13 protein-coding genes are annotated in these 20,733 nt (G+C 36.0%); 9 read left to right on the forward strand and 4 right to left on the reverse strand.

The window, feature by feature from the left end; genetic code table 11:
* Window positions 1-60: 60 nt before the first annotated feature.
* The 3 genes from rfbA to RHP76_RS16940 all read right to left on the reverse strand — a co-directional run bounded on the left by rfbA (window position 61) and on the right by RHP76_RS16940 (window position 3,449).
* A complete protein-coding gene (gene rfbA / locus RHP76_RS16930) occupies window positions 61-924 on the reverse strand; it encodes a glucose-1-phosphate thymidylyltransferase RfbA (RefSeq protein ID WP_062673445.1) in 864 nt (287 codons plus the stop codon).
* 127 nt (window positions 925-1,051) lie between these two features.
* Entirely contained in the window at window positions 1,052-2,131 is a 1,080-nt protein-coding gene (gene rfbB, locus RHP76_RS16935; protein WP_123278556.1) for a dTDP-glucose 4,6-dehydratase, read from the reverse strand.
* Window positions 2,132-2,135: 4 nt separating this feature from the next.
* Window positions 2,136-3,449 (reverse strand): UDP-glucose dehydrogenase family protein, encoded by a 1,314-nt coding sequence (locus RHP76_RS16940; RefSeq protein ID WP_288444040.1) that lies wholly within the window; start codon window positions 3,447-3,449, stop codon window positions 2,136-2,138.
* Window positions 3,450-3,663: 214 nt separating this feature from the next.
* Here RHP76_RS16940 and rimP point away from each other — a divergent pair, with 214 nt between their 5' ends.
* The 3 genes from rimP to infB all read left to right on the forward strand — a co-directional run bounded on the left by rimP (window position 3,664) and on the right by infB (window position 8,447).
* The gene (rimP, locus tag RHP76_RS16945) at window positions 3,664-4,131 is read left to right on the forward strand and encodes a ribosome assembly cofactor RimP (protein WP_034691441.1); all 468 of its coding nucleotides are present in this window, start codon (window positions 3,664-3,666) and stop codon (window positions 4,129-4,131) included.
* Between the two features lie 16 nt (window positions 4,132-4,147).
* On the forward strand, window positions 4,148-5,383 hold the full coding sequence (gene nusA, locus RHP76_RS16950; protein ID WP_002982960.1) for a transcription termination factor NusA: 1,236 nt from the start codon (window positions 4,148-4,150) through the stop codon (window positions 5,381-5,383).
* A gap of 76 nt (window positions 5,384-5,459) precedes the next feature.
* Window positions 5,460-8,447: a translation initiation factor IF-2 gene (gene infB / locus RHP76_RS16955; protein WP_062673450.1), complete on the forward strand. Its 2,988-nt coding sequence runs from the start codon at window positions 5,460-5,462 to the stop codon at window positions 8,445-8,447.
* A 70-nt stretch (window positions 8,448-8,517) separates the two neighbouring features.
* On the opposite strand, the gene RHP76_RS16960 is transcribed toward infB, so the two are convergent.
* Entirely contained in the window at window positions 8,518-9,198 is a 681-nt protein-coding gene (locus tag RHP76_RS16960) for a hypothetical protein (RefSeq protein ID WP_311228637.1), read from the reverse strand.
* Between the two features lie 435 nt (window positions 9,199-9,633).
* Between RHP76_RS16960 and RHP76_RS16965 the strand changes: the two genes are divergently transcribed.
* The 6 genes from RHP76_RS16965 (at window position 9,634) to fabD (ending at window position 20,727) form a co-directional block, all read left to right on the forward strand.
* Complete coding sequence (locus RHP76_RS16965; protein WP_311228638.1) at window positions 9,634-12,498, forward strand: SusC/RagA family TonB-linked outer membrane protein; 2,865 nt, start codon at window positions 9,634-9,636, stop codon at window positions 12,496-12,498.
* 10 nt (window positions 12,499-12,508) lie between these two features.
* Window positions 12,509-14,140 (forward strand): RagB/SusD family nutrient uptake outer membrane protein, encoded by a 1,632-nt coding sequence (locus RHP76_RS16970; RefSeq protein WP_311228639.1) that lies wholly within the window; start codon window positions 12,509-12,511, stop codon window positions 14,138-14,140.
* A 92-nt stretch (window positions 14,141-14,232) separates the two neighbouring features.
* Window positions 14,233-16,170: a putative porin gene (locus tag RHP76_RS16975; RefSeq protein ID WP_311228640.1), complete on the forward strand. Its 1,938-nt coding sequence runs from the start codon at window positions 14,233-14,235 to the stop codon at window positions 16,168-16,170.
* Window positions 16,171-16,182: 12 nt separating this feature from the next.
* Window positions 16,183-17,769: a bacillithiol biosynthesis cysteine-adding enzyme BshC gene (gene bshC, locus RHP76_RS16980; protein WP_311228641.1), complete on the forward strand. Its 1,587-nt coding sequence runs from the start codon at window positions 16,183-16,185 to the stop codon at window positions 17,767-17,769.
* Between the two features lie 38 nt (window positions 17,770-17,807).
* A complete protein-coding gene (locus tag RHP76_RS16985; RefSeq protein ID WP_311228642.1) occupies window positions 17,808-19,781 on the forward strand; it encodes a LysM peptidoglycan-binding domain-containing protein in 1,974 nt (657 codons plus the stop codon).
* A gap of 70 nt (window positions 19,782-19,851) precedes the next feature.
* Window positions 19,852-20,727, forward strand: a complete 876-nt coding sequence (fabD, locus tag RHP76_RS16990; protein WP_311228643.1) for an ACP S-malonyltransferase — start codon at window positions 19,852-19,854, stop codon at window positions 20,725-20,727.
* Window positions 20,728-20,733: the final 6 nt, after the last annotated feature.

Below are 20,733 nucleotides of genomic sequence, written 5' to 3' on the forward strand. Positions count from 1 at the left end.
TATGAACAAAAACTATTGGCCATAAAGCCAATAGTCTATGAATTTTATAAATTATATTTGTTATTTTCCGATAAGTTGTTTCAGGTATTCGCCGTATCCACTTTTGCCATATTTGGTAGCCGTTTCAAGCAGTTTTTCTTCACCAATGAATTTATTTCTGAAGGCAATTTCTTCTATACAGCCAATTTTAAACCCTTGTCTTTTTTCGATGACACTTACAAATTCTGAAGCGTCGTGAAGAGAATCAAAAGTTCCTGTATCCAGCCATGCCGTTCCTCTGTTCAGAACAGCTACCTCAAGCTTTCCATTGCTTAAATAAACATTGTTGATATCTGTGATTTCCAGCTCACCTCTTGCTGAAGGTTTAATATTTTTAGCGATTTCCACTACATTGTTATCGTAAAAATAAAGACCTGGAACGGCATAGTTTGACTTAGGGTTTAAAGGCTTTTCTTCAATAGAAACAGCTTTCAGATTTTTGTCGAATTCCACTACACCATATCTTTCCGGATCTGCTACGTGGTAGGCAAAAACAACTCCTCCTTCAGGATTGGTTTTATTTTTCAGTAAGGTTCCCATTTCAGAACCATAGAAGATATTATCTCCCAATACCAGCGCTGCAGGGTCGTTACCAATAAATTGCTCGCCCAGAATAAAAGCTTGTGCTAAACCGTCCGGGCTTGGCTGTACAACATATTCTATATTACAGCCGATTTGCGAACCGTCGCCTAAAAGTTTGATGAAACCTGCCTGGTCGTGTGGAGTTGTGATGATCAGAATATCTTTGATTCCTGCTAAAAGAAGTGTGGAAAGCGGATAGTAGATCATGGGTTTGTCGTAAACAGGCATCAGCTGCTTGCTTACGGCAATAGTTAGAGGGTAAAGTCTTGTTCCGGAGCCTCCGGCTAATATTATTCCTTTCATGTTTTGGTGCGTATTACGCTATTTCGTTTGTGTTATAAATCGATTTATTTTGCTACTTCTGGTGTGTTATAAAAGACTGAAATGAATGATGTCAGATTCTATACTTGTTCCTTTAATAGCTGGAGATTTAGCTGTATTGCTTGCTGTAGTAATCCTGATAATTTCCTGAAGTCACATTTTCAAGCCATTCTTTATTTTCAAGATACCAGTCGATGGTTTTTGCTAATCCTTCTTCAAAGGTAACTGAAGGTTTCCAGCCTAAATCTTTATTCAGTTTTGTTGCATCAATAGCGTAACGTTTGTCGTGACCCGGTCTGTCTTTTACAAAAGTGATCAGTTTTTCTGAATAGCCTTCCGGTCTTTCCAGCTTGGCATCCATTTGTTTGATCAGTTCTTTGACAAGATCAATATTCTGCCACTCGTTGAATCCTCCGATATTGTAAGTCTCACCGGTTTTTGCTTCTTTAAATATCTGATGAATCGCCTTGGCATGGTCAATGACAAACAACCAGTCTCTGGTATATTTTCCATCACCGTAAATAGGAAGCGGTTTCTCGTTGATGATATTCGAAATACAAAGGGGAATGAGCTTTTCAGGGAAATGATTCGGGCCGTAGTTGTTGGAACAGTTCGATACGATGAAAGGCATTCCATAAGTATTTCCGTAAGCTCTTACCAAATGGTCAGAAGCTGCTTTGGATGCTGAATACGGAGATTGAGGGTCGTAGGATGTCGTTTCTAAAAAGAATCCTGTTTCGCCTAAACTTCCATATACTTCGTCGGTAGAAATATGATAGAAAAGATTATTTCTTTTTTCATCCGGGAATCTGCCGTGGGTATGATCAGGATTTAACGTCCAGAACTCTTTACAAAGATTCAGAAGATTAGCGGTCCCGTTTACATTCGTGTTGATAAATGCCATTGGATCTGTAATACTTCTGTCTACATGACTTTCTGCTGCTAAATGTACAACCGCATCCGGATTGTATTTTTCGAAAACTCTTCTAAGTTCTTCCGGTTTTGTAATATCTGCTTTTTCGAAAACATAATTAGGTTCATTTTCAATGTCCTTTAAGTTTTCCAGATTTCCGGCGTAGGTAAGAGCATCAAGGTTGATGATTGTAGTATCCGGATTGTTTTTTACAAATTCTCTTACAACATGGGAACCGATAAACCCGGCACCTCCTGTAATGATAATGTTTTTCATTGATTTATTTTGAGATGGTCTTTCTTCCTATACTTTTATAATGAAATCCGTTTTGCTCAGGGATTTCCAATGGATACATATTTCTGCCGTCAAAAATGACTTTGTTTTTCATTTTTTTAGCCATCAGTTCAAAATTAGGGTTTTTGAATTCAGGCCATTCTGTAGCAATAAATAGTGCGTCCACATCTTCCAGTGCATCATACATTCCTTTGGCGTATTGTATTTTGTTGCCAAGAAGTTTTTGAACATTACTTTCTGCAACAGCATCATATGCTACAATTTCCGCGCCTTTCTCCAATAAAAGGGCAATATTGTCTAAAGATGAAGCTTCTCTGATGTCATCTGTATTTGCTTTAAAGGCAAGTCCCCACATGGCGATTTTCTTCCCTTCAATATTCCCTCCGAAGTATTTTTCAATTTCAGACACTAAAATAACTTTCTGGGTGGTATTTACATTTTCGGTAGCTTCCAGGATCTGGAAATTAAAATCTTCCTGTTTCCCGGATTTTATAAGTGCTTTTACGTCTTTAGGGAAGCAGCTTCCTCCATATCCGATTCCAGGGAATAAAAATCTGTGCCCGATTCTGTCATCACTACCCATTCCCAGTCTTACCTTATCCACATCTGCACCTACCTTTTCACAATAGTTGGCAATTTCATTCATGAAGGTGATTTTTACTGCTAAAAATGAATTCGCTGCATATTTGGTAAGTTCCGAAGACTTCTCATCCATAAAAATGATGGGAATTCCGGTATTGGTAAAAGGCTGATATATTTTAGACATAATATCTTTAGCTTTTTCTGAGCTTGCCCCTACAACGACTCTTGAGGGATTCATAGAGTCTTCAACAGCAAATCCTTCTCTCAGGAATTCAGGATTTGAAACTACATCAAAAGGAATGCCTGTTTTAGAAGAAATTGTTTCTCTTACTCTGTCCGCAGTTCCTACGGGAACAGTACTTTTATTGACAATGACTTTGTATTCAGTCATCATCTCGCCAATATTATCGGCTACCTGAAGTACATAAGACAAATCTGCAGAACCGTCTTCTCCCGGAGGAGTAGGCAATGCCAGATATATAACTTCGCTTTTGTCTAAAGCTTCTTTAAGATTGGTAGTGAAAAATAATCTTTCGGACTGGATGTTTCTTAAAAACATTTCTTCAAGGTTCGGCTCATAGATGGGAACAATGCCGTTTTTCATACCTTCTACTTTTTTTTCATCAATATCAACACAGTATACTGAATTGCCAAGTTCTGCCAGAGTAGTTCCTGTAACCAAACCTACATAACCTGTTCCTACAATCGTTATATTCAAAATATCTGTTTTAAAATTCTAAAGACAAAAGTAATAAAAATCCTGTGACATACTCTTTTAATTTATTGTAAATGAATCTTACGCTATTTGCTTGATACTTAAGATAATTTTGCATTTTTAGAAAAAAAGCTTATATTTGCAATGGATTTACGGAAAAAATGGGAAGGCTTCGGAAGAAAGCCTTTTTTCGTACTGTAAATCAAGATAAAAATATATGGAGTTTAGAAAAAGAATTGAAGAATTATTAAATGAATTCCTTGAGACCAGAAAAGATCTGTTTCTTATTGATCTTAAAATTTCTGCAGGGGATGATATTACAGTGATTTTGGATGGTGATAACGGAGTTTCTTTGCAGGACTGCCTTGATGCAAGCCGTGCGATTGAATTTAATATGGATCGTGAAGAGCATGACTTCAGCCTTCAGGTGATGTCGGCAGGACTGAGCGAGCCATTATCCACACCAAGACAGTTCAGTAAAAACATTGGAAGAGAGATTGAGGTGATGCTGGAGGATTCTTCTAAAATTGAAGGAGAATTGTCAAAAGTAGACGATGAGAAGATCACACTTGTTCTACGTTACCGAAAGCCGAAAGATATCGGAAAAGGAAAAGTAGATGTGGAGGAGGAGAAAGAAATTTCTTATCCTGAGATCAAAAAAGCATTAGTAGTAATTAAATTTTAAAAAGAAAAAAGAATAGATGGATAATATAGCGTTGATTGAATCCTTTGGTGATTTTAAAGACGAAAAAGGGATCAGTAAGATTGATCTTATGGCAATTATTGAAGATTCACTGAAAACTCTTTTAAGAAAGAGATTTGATTCAGATGATCATTTTGATGTGATTGTAAACCCGGATAAAGGAGATTTTCAGATATTTTTGAATAAAACAATTGTAGAGGACGAAATGTCTGAAGATGATGATTTGGAGATAGAAATCTCTGAAGCAAAGAAGATTGACCCTACCTTCGAAGTAGGTGAGGACTTTACAATGGAAATTCCTGTTGCGCAATTGGGAAGAAGAAATATTCTTACCCTTAAGCAAATCCTTGCTACAAAACTTCAGGAACACAATAATGCAATGCTGTACGAACAGTTTAGAGATAAAATTGGTGAAATCGTTGTAGGGGAAATCCACCACATCCGTCATAAGCACGTGATTTTGCTGGATGATGAAGGAAACGAATTTATTTTACCAAAAGAAAACCAGATCCCATCCGATTTCTTTAAAAAGGGTGAGAATATCAGAGCTATTGTTGAGACAGTAGATTTTAAAGGTTCTAAACCACAGATTATTATTTCCAGAACTGCACCTAAATTCCTTGAGAAGTTATTAGAGCTGGAAATTCCTGAAATCCAGGACGGAACAATTATCCTTAAAAAGGTAGTGAGAATTCCTGGTGAAAAGGCGAAGATTGCAGTAGATGCTTATGATGACAGAATTGATCCGGTAGGAGCTTGTGTTGGAGTGAAAGGATCCAGAATTCATGGCGTTGTAAGAGAGTTGAGAAATGAAAACATCGATGTTATTCAGTGGTCTAAAAACCCTGAGATTTTGGTGAAGAGAGCATTAGGAAACGTTACTATTAACAAAATTGAAATCAATGAAGAGACCAATTATGCATTGGTATATACTCCAGTTGAGGAAATTTCTAAAGTGATCGGAAAACAAGGTCAGAATATCAGACTGGCTTCTTGGTTGACAGGATATGAGATTGATGTATACAGAGAGTCCAGCGAGGATGATGATGTTGAATTGAAAGAATTTAACGATGATATCGAGCAATGGATTTTGGATGAGTTTAAGAAAGTAGGACTTACGACTGCAAAATCAGTATTGGATAAAGAAACTGAAAGTCTTTTAAATATGGTAGACCTTGAAGAAGAAACCATCGAAGAGGTTAAACGTATTCTGAGAGAAGAATTTGAAGATTAAGATTTTAAATAAATTTTAATAAACAGTAAAAAAGAAATACTTTAATTTTAAAAATTAAAAACAGTAAATAATATAAATGCCAAAAATTAGATTAAATAAAGCGGTTAAGGAATTCAACATTTCGATGTCCAGATTAGTAGAGTTTTTACAGTCAAGGGGTTTCGAGGTTGAAAGCAATCCTAACGCTCAATTGGAAGAAGCGGCATATTCTGCATTGGAGGCTGAGTTTGCTAAAGATGGCGAACAAAGAAAGGCTTCCCATGAGGTGGTGATCACTAAAGTTCCGGAAGAAAAACTGGAAATTGAAGAAAAGAAAACCCCTGAAGTGATAAGAGCTAAAGCAAATAAACCAGAAACTAGAATTTTAGGTAAAATAGATTTGGAACCTAAGAAGCCTGAAGCTGAAGAGATTCCTGCAGCTCCTGCAGTTCCTGTGGCTCCTGTTGCGACACCGGTTGAAGAAAAGAAAGAAGAAATCGTGAAAGAAGAACAACCGGAAGTTAAAGCAGCGCCTGAAAAACAGGAATTTAAAGTTTTGGATAAAATTGATTTGTCTCAAATAGAATCTAGAAACAGACCTGTGAAAAAAGACAAACCAAAAATGGAGGAGAAAAAAGAAGAAGTTAAACCTGTGGAAACAGTAAAGGAAACTCCAAAACCAGCGGTTGTAGAGGAGAAAAAAGTAGAAACTCCAAAAGTTGAAGCTGAACCTGAATCTCAGGAACCACAAAAAATTGAGACAGTATATCAGAAACTTGACGGTCCTAAGATCGTTGGGGAAAAGATTGACTTAACTCAGTTTGCACCAAAACCAGGTGCTGGAGCAAAAAAGAAAAGAAAGAGAATTGAAAAACCTGGTGGCCAGAATAACCAACAAGGTCAAGGGAATAATCAAAACTCAGGAAATAACAACAACCAAGGTGGACAAGGCCAAGGAAACCGTCAGCATAATAATAACGGTGGACAGGGACAAGGTGGAAACCGCCAGGGTGGTCAGGGAGGCCAGGGAAATCGTCCTCAAGGTCAAGGTGGCCAAGGTGGAAACCGTTTTGGAAATAACCAGGGTGGTGGAAATCGCCAAGGTCAAGGTGGTGGCTTCAAAAAAGGAGGTCAGAACAACAGACCTGGACAAAGAGTTATGCCAGTTGAGCTAACTGATGAGCAAGTTAAAAACCAGATCAAAGAAACATTAGAAAAACTTACTAATAAAGGAGGGAAATCTAAATCTGCAAAACATAGAAAAGACAAGAGAACTTTCCGTAGAGAGCAGGATGAGCGTCAGCAGGAGCTTGAAGCACAAGACAGAACTCTTAAAGTAACAGAATTCATCACAGTAGGTGAATTGGCAAGTTTGATGAATGTTTCCCCAACTGAAGTAATTTCTGCTTGTTTCTCATTAGGTGTAATGGTTACCATGAACCAAAGACTTGAAGCCGATACCTTATTATTAGTAGCAGATGAATTCGGTTATAAAATTGAATTCTCAGATGCTGATCTTGAAGATACGGATGCAGAAGATGAAGTAGACACCGAGGAAAGCCTATTACAAAGAGCTCCTGTAGTTACTGTAATGGGACACGTTGACCATGGTAAAACTTCATTGTTGGACTACATTAGAAAAACAAACGTAATTGCCGGTGAATCCGGAGGAATTACTCAGCACATTGGTGCTTATAACGTGAAACTGGAGAACGGTCAGAGAATTACTTTCTTAGATACACCAGGTCACGAAGCCTTTACTGCAATGAGAGCTCGAGGTGCACAGATTACGGATATTGCAATTATCGTAATTGCGGCCGATGATGATGTAATGCCACAAACAAAAGAAGCAATTGCTCACGCACAGGCTGCAGGAGTACCAATGATTATTGCTATCAACAAAGTAGATAAGCCGAATGCAAACCCGGACAACATCCGTCAGCAGTTATCAGGATTAAATCCACCGGTTTTAGTAGAAGAATGGGGTGGAAATGTTCAGGCACAGGAGATCTCAGCTAAATTCGGTAATAACGTAGATGTATTGTTGGAAAAAGTTTTATTACAGGCTGAAATGCTTGAGTTGAAAGCGAATCCTGACCGTGCAGCAAACGGAGTTGTTATTGAAGCATCTTTAGATAAAGGTAGAGGTTATGTAGCAACAATGTTGGTACAGACCGGAACTTTAAGAGTAGGTGATTATGTAGTAGCAGGTAAAAATCACGGTAAAGTAAAAGCTTTGCTTGATGAAAGAGGAAAAAATCTAAAAGAAGCAGGGCCATCAATTCCTGCAACAATCTTAGGTTTGGATGGAGCGCCTACTGCAGGTGATAAATTCCGTGTGTATGCTGATGAAAGTGAAGGTAAAGCAATTGCCAATAAGAGAGAGCAGCTACAGAGAGAATTATCAATCAGAACCAAGAAGCATACAACCCTTGAAGAATTGGGTAGACGTATTGCTTTAGGAGAATTCAAAGAATTGAACATTATCCTTAAAGGAGACGTGGATGGTTCTGTAGAAGCTCTTTCTGATCAGTTACAAAGATTATCAACAGAAGAAATCAGTGTTAAAATTCTTCACTCAGGTGTTGGACAGATTACAGAATCTGATATCAACTTAGCCGCAGCATCCGATGCTATTATCATTGGATTTAACGTGAGAGCAGGTGCTAATGCTAAAGAACTTGCAGATCGTGAGGAAATTGAAATCAGAACGTATTCTGTAATCTATAAAGCAATTGATGAGGTAAAAGAAGCGATGGAGGGAATGCTTTCTCCGGAAATTCAAGAGCAGGTGATTGGTAATGTTGAAATCCGTGAGGTTTTCAAGATTTCTAAAGTAGGTACAATTGCAGGTTGTATGGTTCTTACCGGAAAAGTAACGAGACAGTCTAAAGTACGTTTATTAAGAGACGGTATTGTTAAATTCGATGGAGAACTTGAGAGTTTGAAACGTTTCAAAGATGATGTGAAGGAAGTAACAAAGGGTTACGAATGTGGTCTGAACCTTAAAGGGTATAATGACATCGAAATCGGAGATATTCTTGAAGTTTACGAAGAAGTAGCAGTTAAGAAGAAACTGAAATAATAATTTAAGATAAGAAAAGCAGGCATCTCAGATGCCTGCTTTTCTTATATATTTGTTTATAAATATTTCGTTAATTTTCATTCAAAAAGGTAACAAGCTTTATTAAATCTTCATCCTTGTCAAACTTTATTTTATTAGATTTAAAGAAATTATTTAAGCTGTCTTTTTTATCAGGAAATTGGTTGATAATATCCTTTTGACTTTTAGGCTTTTTGATAAAGCCTTTTTCAGTTTTGATATAATATACTGGGTCAAGTGTTTTAAAATTAGCAGGTTTGTCACTGGCATAACCATTAGGGGCAGGGGTGTAGTCTATAAATTTTGTTTTAATCTTTTTGTATAGTTTATTCTTCCCGTTAACAATTTCATAAAAGTATCCATTTAGTTCATCTGAAGTATCCAGTAGAACAAGTGTTTTCTTTGGTGAAATGATTTCTATCCTTCCATATTCCGTTTTCTTTGGAAGTGCAAGAACCTCATCTTCTTTTTTGAATTCAATCTCATCATTATAGCTATTATATCTTATCGGTACTTGCTCATCGGTTGTTCCTGAGATTTTGGCTTTCATAAAATTTTTGTCAGGATAAGGTGTTCCTAGAATTTCATCATAGTTTAAGGTTTTTCCAGATGATGACTGCAGAGTATAATATATAGGTTGAGTTCCAGTACTATAATTTTGAGAAACTATTTGTTGCTGCGCAAAGCAGAAAACATGGGCTAGTAAGAATGTGGATATGGTAATTTTTTTCATAGTGTAATGAATTATTTATTTGTTTATTTATTGTATCAAATGTAAAAAATATATTGTTATTTATGTCACATTCTGTGTTTTTTTTGCAAATATAAGTGTGTGGTATTAAGTGGCTTAAATTAGAAAAATATTTTAAATTTTTTAAAAAAATATTGAAATATGTATTTAAGTTAAATATTTTTATCAAAACGATTAATTTAGATTTATTATAAATAATATTTTATCTATTGTTTATTTTGTGTTAAAAATGCCAATTTGTGACTTTTGTTTTAATTTTTAGGTTCTTGAAATCATTGAATATTGTGAATCTTTATTATGGATATTGAAGAATAAGAATATACAACTATGGGAAGGGCGTATATGCGAAAATGAAAATTTGCACGTGTTAATATTTATTAACATATTTGCCCATTAAATATATTAAAATTTGTTAATATGAATGTTAAATTACGTGTATTAAGCGCTGGAGCTTTATTTTTTTTAGGACAGGCGGCTTTTGCGCAGACTGCTAAAAAAGATACTACATCTAAAGTAAAGCAAATTGACGAGGTCGTTGTGCTTGGGTATAGTAAAACTGCTACAAAAGCTAAGTCTACTGCGGCATCAACTACTATATCTGAAAAAGTTTTAGAAGATCGTCCAAATGCCTCTTTCCTAAACTCATTACAGGGAGCAGCTCCTGGTATTACCATTAACTCTAGTTCAGGTTCACCTGGATCAGGTAGAATTGATGTTAGAGTGAGAGGTATTGGTTCGCTTAACTCAACTATGGATCCTTTGTATGTAATCGATGGTATGAGTACAAATGGAACGCAGTTTAGAAACTTAAATCCAGAAGATATTGCTACTATCTCTGTTCTTAGGGATGCTGCTGCAACATCAATTTATGGTAACAGAGCAGCAAACGGAGTTGTTATTATTACTACTAAAAATGGTACATATAATAGCGGGATGAAACTTTCATATGGTTCTACAATTGGTTTCTCTGCTTATCCTAAGCATAATTACAATCTTGTAAATGGAAGCCAGTATAGAAGTTTACAAAATGAATTTGTTTTTGGGCCGGATGACCAGTATACACCTGAAGAAGTTCAAAACGCACCTAATACAGACTGGAAAAAACAGTATTTCCAGACTGGAATGACTCAACAACATAATCTGGGAATGACTTTTGGTGGGAAAAATATTTCAGTTTACTCATCGCTGGGATATTTTGATATGACAGGTATTGTGAAGTCAACAGATTTTAAAAGATTTAGTTTTAGGAATAACATTAATGGTAAATCAAACGACGGAAGATTTACATATGGAAGCCAGTTAGCTGTTGGGTATTCAAAAAGACATCAGCTAGATCAGGAAACTAACGTAGCAGGTTTAGTGGCAAACCCACTTCAAAACCCGCTTTTTAGTTCAATTTTAGCTAGACCGGATCTAGAGCCTAATCCATATACAAGAGGATCTGATATGTATAAGGCTATTGGTGCAGGATATAGTGATAGAATTCCATGGGTTACTCAAGATATTATCAATGGAGGGGTACAAAACGTATATACTGAGACCAGTGTTTTAGCAAACGTTAACTTCGCATATAAACTTACTGACTATTTAACAGTAGGCCATAAATCTGGTATTGATTTTAAAGAATCTGACAGAGCTTTTGCTCGTGCTCCTTATGGATACCTAGCATTGGTTGCTAAGGCTGGAAATGACCCTTATGGAGGTATTGAAGTATTGAATAATGTTAAAGATTTTAATATTAACAGTATTACGAATTTAACATTTAATAAGTCTTGGGGTGATCATACATTAGAAGTTGGAGCATACTTAGATTATATTAAGGCTCATTACAGAACAAAACAGTATCAGCAGAACGGTCTAAATCCGTTAACATGGGTGTTAGGAGCAGGTACGGGATATGTTCCTTACAGTACTACCACTCCTACTTTATATGTACCGAATGTTACCGCACAGAACGTTAATGCAGGTGCTCTAGCTTATTTTGCTACTGCAGATTACGATTATGCTGGTAAATATGGTTTCACTGGTATGATAAGAAGAGATGGTGCATATAGATTCTCAAAAGAGAACAGATGGAATACATTCTGGGCCGTTTCAGGTAGATGGAATATTGATAAAGAAGCATTTATGGAGGGATCCGTATTTGATATGTTAAAACTAAGATCTTCTTATGGTACTCAAGGTAACCAGAACTTAGGAATTACAGCAAATAACTTAAATCCTCTTGTTAACCCGGCTACAACGACTTTATTTAGAAATGTTTTTCAGACATCAACAGCTTATTTGAACCAACAAGGTTTATCGCTGACTGTTCTTGGAAACCCTGATGTTCGTTGGGAAACTCAAAAAATGTTTAACGTAGGTTTAGATTTTGTTGTATTTGATAGAAAGTTAGAAGGTAACTTCGATTACTATATCAAAACTACCGAGAATTTATTTAATAAATTGAATATTTCAGCAGCATCTAATGGCGTGTTTACTATTGATGGTAATAATGGCCGTATGAGAAATAACGGTGTTGAAGCTAGCCTGCGATATAATATTTTCAACAAAGGAGACTTCAGATTATCTGTTTTTGCTAATGGGTCATTTAATAAGAATACAATTCTTGAATTACCATACGGATATTCACCGACAGATAATGTAAATGCTGCAGGATCATTAGCATTCCAATGGAATCTTATCCGTTATGCTGGTGTAAATAAAGAAACTGGAGAAATGCAGTTCCTAGACAAAAATGGTAATATTACTGAAAACCCTAATGACAGTGATAGAGTATTAACAGGAAAATCATACTATCCTAGGTATCAGGGTGGTTTCGGTTTGAATGGCTCATTCAAAGGTGTCTTTGCTGATGTTTTATTCTCATGGCAAGCTGGTGGATGGCAGTATGATAACCTATACCAATGGCTGGTTGATCCAAACAGTATTGGTACAGGTAATAATGTAAGTGCTGATCTATTTGATTCTTGGACTCCTGATAATAAAAATGCAGGTCTTCCATCTATTACTGCCAATAATACAGGGGCTGATGGAAGTTCTGACAGATATTTATATAAAACAGACTTTATCAGGTTAAAAACTATATCAATTGGGTATTCTTTCCCTAAAGCTAGTTTAGAAAAATTACCTATTAAAGGATTAAAACTATTTGTTCAAGGTGAGAACTTAGTTACTTGGAGTAATTGGAAGGGGCTTGATCCAGAACCTGTTACCGATTTCTCATTAAGTGTTTATCCTAACCCTAAAACATTCTCTATCGGTTTCAACGTAGAATTTTAAAATTTAAAAAATGAAAAGAAATATAATAAAATTATTATTCATTGCAGGAACATTAACGGCTTTACCTTTGCTTAATAGTTGTAGCGATGCGATAGATGCAACACAGCCAGGTCAATTAAATGATTCAGAGGCTATTGCTACTATTGATGGTATGCAGGCTTTCCTTATCGGTAGTGTATATGGTACTTTAGAAACAGGTAACGAAGTATATTTGTCATCTGTTATTACGGATGAAGTTAAACCTGGTGATGGAAGTGGTGGTCAGGAATTTCAATTGCACCGTTTCATTGTAAGTGGTGGAGTTGGGACATATCCTGAATTAATCTGGCAATCTCATTACAGAACAATTAACAGAATCAATAGATTGGTAGAAGGAGCAGCCAAAATTACACCTAATGGTGCTACAGAAACTACTACTTATAATAAAATTGTTGCACAGGCAAGAGCTATCAGAGCTTTCTGTTATCTTGAATTAGAAACTTATTTCTCCACTAATATGGCAGATGAAAATGCTTTAGGAGTTATTTTAAGTGATAAAGTAGATGAAGGAAACTTTGTTCAAAGACCTAGAGTCAGCAATAAGGATATTTATGCACTTATAAACAGTGATCTTCAGTTTGCAAGAAATACATTTACGCAGCTTGATGCTTCTGCTACCACTGCCGCAGCAAAATCTGATGCAAATAAATATTATGTAGGTAAAAGCTTTGTTAATGCTGTAAGTGCGAGATTTAATCTATACAGAGGAAATTATGCACAGGCAAAAATAGATGCGCAAGCTGTAATTGATGCAACTGCAGGTGTCAGTGGGGCTTCTTTTAGTTTAACTCCTGGTACTCCAATTACAACTACAGCTGCTCCTACAATTGGAAATTCAACTTGGAATAGTGCATTCTATAGTACATCAAATTCATTTAATCCATACAGAAATTTATGGGATGATAGAGATGGATTCAGAGGTGAAACAATTTTCTCTTTAGGGAGACAGGCTACCGGAGCTAATGGTATTGCTATAGGTTCTAGATACAATTTGAATAACTCAAGTATTACGGGTACACCATGGTGGTTTGTAGGACGTAATCTATATAATACTTTAAAAGGTTTACAGGATGATGTTAGAAAATACGCGTTCATAGATCCTTCAACTGTTGAAAATCCTAATTATCAAAACCCTGGTGTTAATACCAGATTAGATAGGCTTATTGTAGATAAGTATCCAGGGAAAACAGGTAGTAATACCAGAAATGATATCAAATCTTTCAGACTTTCAGAAATGTATTTCATACTAAGTGAAGTCGCTGCTAATTCTGGAGACTTTACCGGGGCTGCAAACTATATTAAGGCAATCAGAGATGCCAGAAATACGCAGGGAACTGCTACAACTGCTCCTGTATATGCTAATGCAACAGCTGCTTTTAAAGATATCCTGAATGAAAGAAGAATTGAACTTTGTTTTGAAGGTCACAGATATATAGATTTGAAAAGACTTGCTGTGAAAGCTGGAGTTTCAATGAATAGACATCCAACAGATGATATTGTGGATGTATCCAATCTTACGAATGGTGATTACAGATATACATTACCAATTCCAAGTAGTGAAGTTGCGGGTAACGCAAGTGTACAGCAAAACCCTGGTTATTAATCATACAATAATCATTTTATATAGAACCCCTGTTCAAAGCAGGGGTTTTTTATGTCCTTTTATTTCTTATTTTTGCTGTACAATAATGAATAATGAAGTACATCCTTTTCATACTCTTCTCTTTAGGTTTTGTAACCAAGGCTCAGGTCGTTAATAAGGCAGAGACTAAGCCTCAATCCAAAAAAGAAGACACCCTTGTGATAGATTCCGGGAAAAAAGATTCCCTGAAAATTTTCAAACCTACTATAAATGATTACCAGTATCAGACGCAGTTTTCTGAAAAGAAAGTTTTTGATACGGTAATGACTTTTGATAAAACCTATATCTTTTCACAGCAAAATAATAAAGATAATTTCGGAAGAGTACAGCCTGCCAATATTGGTTCAGGTTTTAACCCTCTTGTATTTGAGGTTAATGATGAACAAAATCTTTCTTTATTGCCTTCCAACAAATCTTATATGATCATTGGAGCCAATGATGTGAAATATTATGATGTAAAAACACCTACCGCATCATTTATTTATCATAATGCCATGCGAAACGGTGCTGCTCTGAAATCAACCTATACTCAAAATATCGGAAAGAGATTCAATTTTGCGCTTGAATATATGGGACTTCGTTCTCAGGGTCTTTACAGAAACTCATTATCAGCAAACAACAATACTTTGTTTTCAGGACACTATGTTTCAAAAAGTGGAAATTATGAGCTTTTTGCCCATTATCTTCATCAGAATGTAAATAATCAGGAGAGTGGAGGAATTACTGAAGATAATTTGTTTCAGAGCGGTGACAGCAATTACAGTAACAGACAAAACGCACAGGTAAATCTGGCCTCTTCAAGTTCACAGTTTTCTTACAGAAGATATTATCTGAGCCATCAGTTTACTCCATTCAATTCTGAGAAATTTCCTTTCAGCATAAGACATATTATTTCTCATCAGGGAAACAAATATTACTATAACCAAACTGCTTTGGAACCGTATTGGTATGACGCTCCTACAGATTTAGTAAATGGCTTTCCATTGACAACCAAAAAATATTCTGAGAATTTCAGCAATACCGTAAGTCTGATTTTTAATAATGAAAAATTCAAACTGGATGCCGGGGTACGTTATCAGATGATTAAATTCGGGATAAGAGATGTTGTTGCACTTAACAACGTGCCTTTTCCTGGTGAGCTGAAAGAAAACAGAATCGGAGCTGTAGGAAACCTGCAGGTAAAACTTTGGGACAAAATTCAGTTGAATTCGTTTCTGGAATTTTCAAACGGAAGCCAGTTTAAAAGTTATCTGAAGACAACCAATAATCTGAAGTTTGAACCTATCAAAGATTATTTCGTTAATGCCAAAGTAAACTTCCAGAGTGCCTATCCTTCATTCAATTATCTATTGAATACTTCTGTTTATAATAACTTCAATTATTATCTTGAAAATGCGAAGAATCAGTCTGTAATGGAAGTAGGAGGAAGCATCAATCTGAAATGGTTTAAAACAGAGATTTTCGCCAATTATTTCAGAATCGATAACTATACTTATTTTGACAGCAACGGAAGTCCGAAACAAAGTGACAATTCAGTAAATATATCTCAGATTGGAGGAGATGCTACTTTCAGCTTCAACAAATTCCACCTGAATACAAGAGTGCATTTCCAGAATACTTTAACGAATAAAGAACTACTTCCAATGCCGGGCTTCATCGGTAGAGCCAATTTCTTCTATCAGACCCAGGCTTTCAAAAAAGCAGCAGAAATTCAGGCAGGGGTTAAAGTATATTACTTCTCTAAATTCGCTTCAAGAGAATATTTCCCTGTTCTTAATGAATATATTCTTCCAAGAGCAGATTCATTTTCAATTGGAGGGCAGCCTATCGCCGATATTTATATTAATATGAAAGTGAAAAAAATGTTCTTTTTCATAGAAGGACAGCAGATAGGAACTGTTATTTCCAATAACAAAGCATATGCATTTCCACATTATCCGGTGTATGATTTCAGATTGAATATCGGAATTGTGTGGTATTTGTTCAACTAAAAACGATACAGGTTGAAAACAATTAATAAAATATCATTTAACGATATAGAAAGTATTCCTCAGCTGGTAAAAGATTTTTTAAATCAGAAGATTGAGGGGTTTGAAAATAATACATTTTCCTTAGATCATTTCAGGCAGCAGATTCATCTGAAGAAAGATTCTTTTACCTCTGAAAAAAGAAGCATTTTAGCTGATGTGTTTGAAGCACAGTTAGAAACTCTTTCTCTATCTTCAGAGCAGAAAGAAAATCTTGAGAATCTTAAACAGCCCAACACGTTTACGATAACAACAGGGCATCAGTTGAATCTGTTTTCAGGACCTGTTTTCTTTGTGTATAAAATTCTTCAGACCATAAAAACATGTACTTATCTGAAAGAAAATTTTCCGGATTTTAATTTTGTTCCGGTGTATTGGATGGCTTCGGAGGATCATGATTTTGCAGAGATCAATCATTTTAAAACCGAAAATAATTATTACGAAACCAATGAGAAATCCGGAGGTCCGGTAGGAAGAATTGAAATCAGTGATACCTATTTTATTTCGGAATTTGAAAAAGAATTCAAAGATTCCATTTTCGGTACAGAGCTGATTTTAATGATGAAGGAAGCTTATAAAGCTGGAAACACTTTAACGGAAGCTATTAAGATTCTTGTCAACCGTCTTTTCTCAGAATTCGGACTTTTGATTCTGGATGGAGATTCTAAGGAACTTAAAAAACAGATGAAGGAGATTTTTGAAGATGAACTTCTTCATTTCAGCTTACAGAAAACTTCTGAAGATAAAGTCAAGTTTCTGACAGAGAAATATGGGAAGGTTCAGGTAAACCCTCGTGAAATAAACCTTTTCTTCCTTTCTGAAACGAGAGACAGAATAGAATTTAACGGACACAAGTATAATATTGTAGATAAGCCTATCCAGTTTACAGAAGAAGAAATTCTTGTCGAATTGGAAAACCATCCTGAAAAATTCAGTCCGAATGCGCTAATGCGTCCGGTATATCAGGAAAATGTACTTCCTAATTTATCCTATATCGGAGGAAATGCCGAAATCATGTACTGGCTGGAATTGAAAGATTATTTCTCAAAAATTAATATTCCTTTCCCAATTCTGATTCCAAGAAACTCTATGCTTTTCCTGAAAGAAAAAACATTGGGAAAAATTGAGAAACTAGATCTTAAAATAGAAGATTTTTTCCAGAACTTCTCGGTACTTACCAATCAGAAGATTTTAAAAGATAATCCCATTGTAGAATTACTTGAAGAGAAAGAAGAATTATTGATTAGTAATTTTTCTGCATTGAGAGCTTCAGCAGAAACTACTGAGAAATCCTTCGGGAATATGGTAAAGGCAGAAGAAGTACGACAATTAAAGTCATTCAAAAGAATGAAAAAACGTCTGCTTCATGCTGAAAAAATAAAACAGAATGAGTTGCTGGAAAGACTTGAAAATCTGTTTTTAGATGTTCATCCCGCAAAAACATGGCAGGAAAGAGTGTATAACTTTAGCGTATTCTTTTCAGATTATGGCTATTCGTGGCTTGAAAATTGTTTGGAAGAAATGGTGGTTCAAGATTCAAAATTAATAATTGTTGCCATTTAATTTTAAAGAAGTATTTTTGTAAATTATAATTATCGAATATGATAAAGAGGTTTTTTATTCTATCCAGTTTATGTATGGTTTTGGGAGTTTCAGCTCAGAAATCACATACGGTTGTGCAAGGTGACAATCCTTACAACATTGCCAAAAAGTATGGAATGACTGTAGATGAATTGCTGAAGCTAAACCCAAAACATAAAGATGGCAAACTGGCGATCGGTGATGTTTTAACTATAAAATCAGATAAAGCAGCCACTCCGGTTGTAACAAAAACGACTCCTGCAGAAAAAGTAACTTCAACAGCAAGTACTTCTTCTCTAGGTAAAATTGTTTTACTGCCAAAACAAACGATTTATGGCATCACAAAACAATACAGAATTTCTGAAACTGATCTGAGAAAACTGAATCCTGAACTGGATTCTCATATGAAGATCGGAGATGAAATTACTTTGCCTCTTGCCAGTATTAAGAAGTATGGTGGTGCTCAACAGGCTGTAACACCGGAAAAACACGTTGAAACTCCTGTAGAAAAAGCAACTGCAACAGCTGCTACATCTACATCTGCTACCACTCCAGCAGCAGAAGGAGAATCTTATGTGATTCAGGCTAAAGATAATTATTACAGAATTACAAAACAGTTTGGCATTAGCCAGCAGGACCTTTATGCTTTAAATCCAGGATTGGAAGAAAAAGGACTGAAACCTGGGGATACCATTAAAATAAAAAGAACAAATACGACTGCCAATACTGATACCGTTGCAGAAACTACAAATCCAAAAGCAAAAATGGATTCAGGGAATGAAAAATCAACAGCTGCTTCCAATGTTGCAGTTGGTGATGATTATGTAACCTATACAGTGCAGCAGGGAGATACAGTATTCTCTATCGTTAATAAATTCGGTGTTTCTATTGATGAGCTTATCGCTCTCAACCCGGATCTTTCACACGGTTTGAAAACCGGAATGGTTCTAAAGATCAAAAAGCAGGATGCAGCTTATATAAAGAAAAATGGTGATGCTTTAAGCGTTATCCTGATGCTTCCTTTCGGGTACAGTACCAATGAAACTCAGTATAGAGCAATGGCACTTGACTTTTTGACAGGAGCTAAGCTTGCTATTGAAAGAAATGCAAGAGGAGGGCAAAAACTGGATATCAAAGTTGTAGATTCAGGAAATGAAGCTTCATTCAAAAACTCTTTGACACAGATTAATCCTGATAATACAGATCTTATTATCGGACCTTTCTTTAAGTCCAATGTAATTGATGTTCTTGATTTTACCAAAAATCAGAAAATCCCGGTTGTAGCACCATTTGCTAACTCTCCGGAACTCTATAACTACAGCAACTTGATTATTGTCGAAACCAATAATCAGACCTATGCTGATAAGATTGTAGAAGAAGTAAAAGGTGTGTACTCAGATCAGAAGATATATATAGTGGCGGATGCTAAAAAAGAAGATGCCAACTATATCAAAGCAGGACTTGAAAAAGCAGTAAAAAATCCTAATATTATTATTGTTAATTCTCCGGCAGATATTCAGCCGGATCAGAATATGATGACAGGGCAGTCTGCACCGGTTATTGCCATTTTAGCGAATGATGATAATGCTGCAGGAGATGCTTTTGCCAGCAGAATGATTGCTATTTCTAAAGAAGTACAGGGTATCAAAGCGTTCAGTATGTTCTATTCTCCTGTTTTTGAGAAGAAAGTGGATGAGCTGAGCCAGGCAAGTCTTGTATATCTGATGGATAGAAAGATTAACACAGACGGTAGCTTTGAGAAAGAAATTCTGGCAGCTTATAAAACTAAATACTGCAAAACCCCACCAAAATATGCTATTGTAGGGTTTGATGTGGTAAATGACATGTTGACCAGAGAGAATAAAAAAGGAGAAATCTTTAAGCAGATGAATAAAGTTCAGACTCAGCTTGCTACCAAATTTGAGTTTGTAAAATCTAAAGCTAACGGTGCATATGTAAATACGGGTTACAGAGTAATCAGGTTAGTACCATAAATGATTTATAGCACTTAGAACGAATATTGTTAACATTATAGTTATATTTGCATAATATTTAATTCAATACATGAAAGCACTTGTATTTCCAGGGCAGGGTTCTCAGTTCGTAGGAATGGGAAAAGAATTGTATGATTCTAGAAAAGATATTAAAGATCTGATGGAATCTGCCAATGAAATTTTAGGTTTCGACATTCTTTCCATTATGTTTAACGGTACGGATGCGGATCTTAAGAAAACAGAGGTTACCCAGCCTTCAATATTTATACATTCAGTAGCAGCATTAAAAGCAGTAAATGGTCTTGGTGCCGAAATGGTAGCAGGACACTCTTTAGGAGAGTTTTCAGCTTTGGTTGCCAACGGAGTTTTATCCTTCGATGATGGTTTGAAATTAGTTTCTGAAAGAGCGAAAGCAATGCAGGAAGCTTGTGATGCAAATCCAAGTTCTATGGCAGCTATCTTAGGATTAGACGATGCTAAGGTTGAAGAAATCTGTGCACAGATCAGCGGAATTGTTGTTCCTGCAAATTATAACTGCCCGGGGCAATTGGTTATTTCAGGAGAAACTCCTGCAGTAGAAGAAGCTTGCGCAAAACTGAAAGAAGCAGGAGCTAAAAGAGCGTTGCTATTGCCAGTAAACGGAGCTTTCCACTCACCATTGATGCAGCCTGCACAGGAAAGACTGGCCGCAGCTATCGAAAAGACAAAATTCAGAAAAGCAACTATTCCTGTATACCAGAATATCACGACAACAGCGGTAACCAATCCTGATGAGATCAAACAAAACCTGATCGCTCAGCTTACCGGTCCAGTAAAATGGACACAGTCTGTTCAGAATATGATTAAAGATGGTACCTCTAACTTCGTGGAAGTAGGACCAGGAAAGACCCTTCAGGGATTGATCAAAAAAATTGACGGATCAGTAGAAGCTACTTCTGCAATCTAAACAAAA

This window comes from Chryseobacterium sp. SG20098 (genome assembly GCF_031844745.1).
Taxonomy (GTDB): domain Bacteria; phylum Bacteroidota; class Bacteroidia; order Flavobacteriales; family Weeksellaceae; genus Chryseobacterium; species Chryseobacterium cucumeris.

Bases quoted from the DNA above. Each gene is read 5' to 3' on its own strand.
- fabD (WP_311228643.1), top strand. From the start codon at position 19,852: ATGAAAGCACTTGTATTTCCAGGGCAGGGTTCTCAGTTCGTAGGAATG.
- nusA (WP_002982960.1), top strand. From the start codon at position 4,148: ATGGATAATATAGCGTTGATTGAATCCTTTGGTGATTTTAAAGACGAA.
- RHP76_RS16960 (WP_311228637.1), bottom strand. From the start codon at position 9,198: ATGAAAAAAATTACCATATCCACATTCTTACTAGCCCATGTTTTCTGC.
- RHP76_RS16985 (WP_311228642.1), top strand. From the start codon at position 17,808: ATGATAAAGAGGTTTTTTATTCTATCCAGTTTATGTATGGTTTTGGGA.
- RHP76_RS16970 (WP_311228639.1), top strand. From the start codon at position 12,509: ATGAAAAGAAATATAATAAAATTATTATTCATTGCAGGAACATTAACG.
- rfbA (WP_062673445.1), bottom strand. From the start codon at position 924: ATGAAAGGAATAATATTAGCCGGAGGCTCCGGAACAAGACTTTACCCT.
- RHP76_RS16965 (WP_311228638.1), top strand. From the start codon at position 9,634: ATGAATGTTAAATTACGTGTATTAAGCGCTGGAGCTTTATTTTTTTTA.
- rfbB (WP_123278556.1), bottom strand. From the start codon at position 2,131: ATGAAAAACATTATCATTACAGGAGGTGCCGGGTTTATCGGTTCCCAT.
- rimP (WP_034691441.1), top strand. From the start codon at position 3,664: ATGGAGTTTAGAAAAAGAATTGAAGAATTATTAAATGAATTCCTTGAG.
- RHP76_RS16975 (WP_311228640.1), top strand. From the start codon at position 14,233: ATGAAGTACATCCTTTTCATACTCTTCTCTTTAGGTTTTGTAACCAAG.
- infB (WP_062673450.1), top strand. From the start codon at position 5,460: ATGCCAAAAATTAGATTAAATAAAGCGGTTAAGGAATTCAACATTTCG.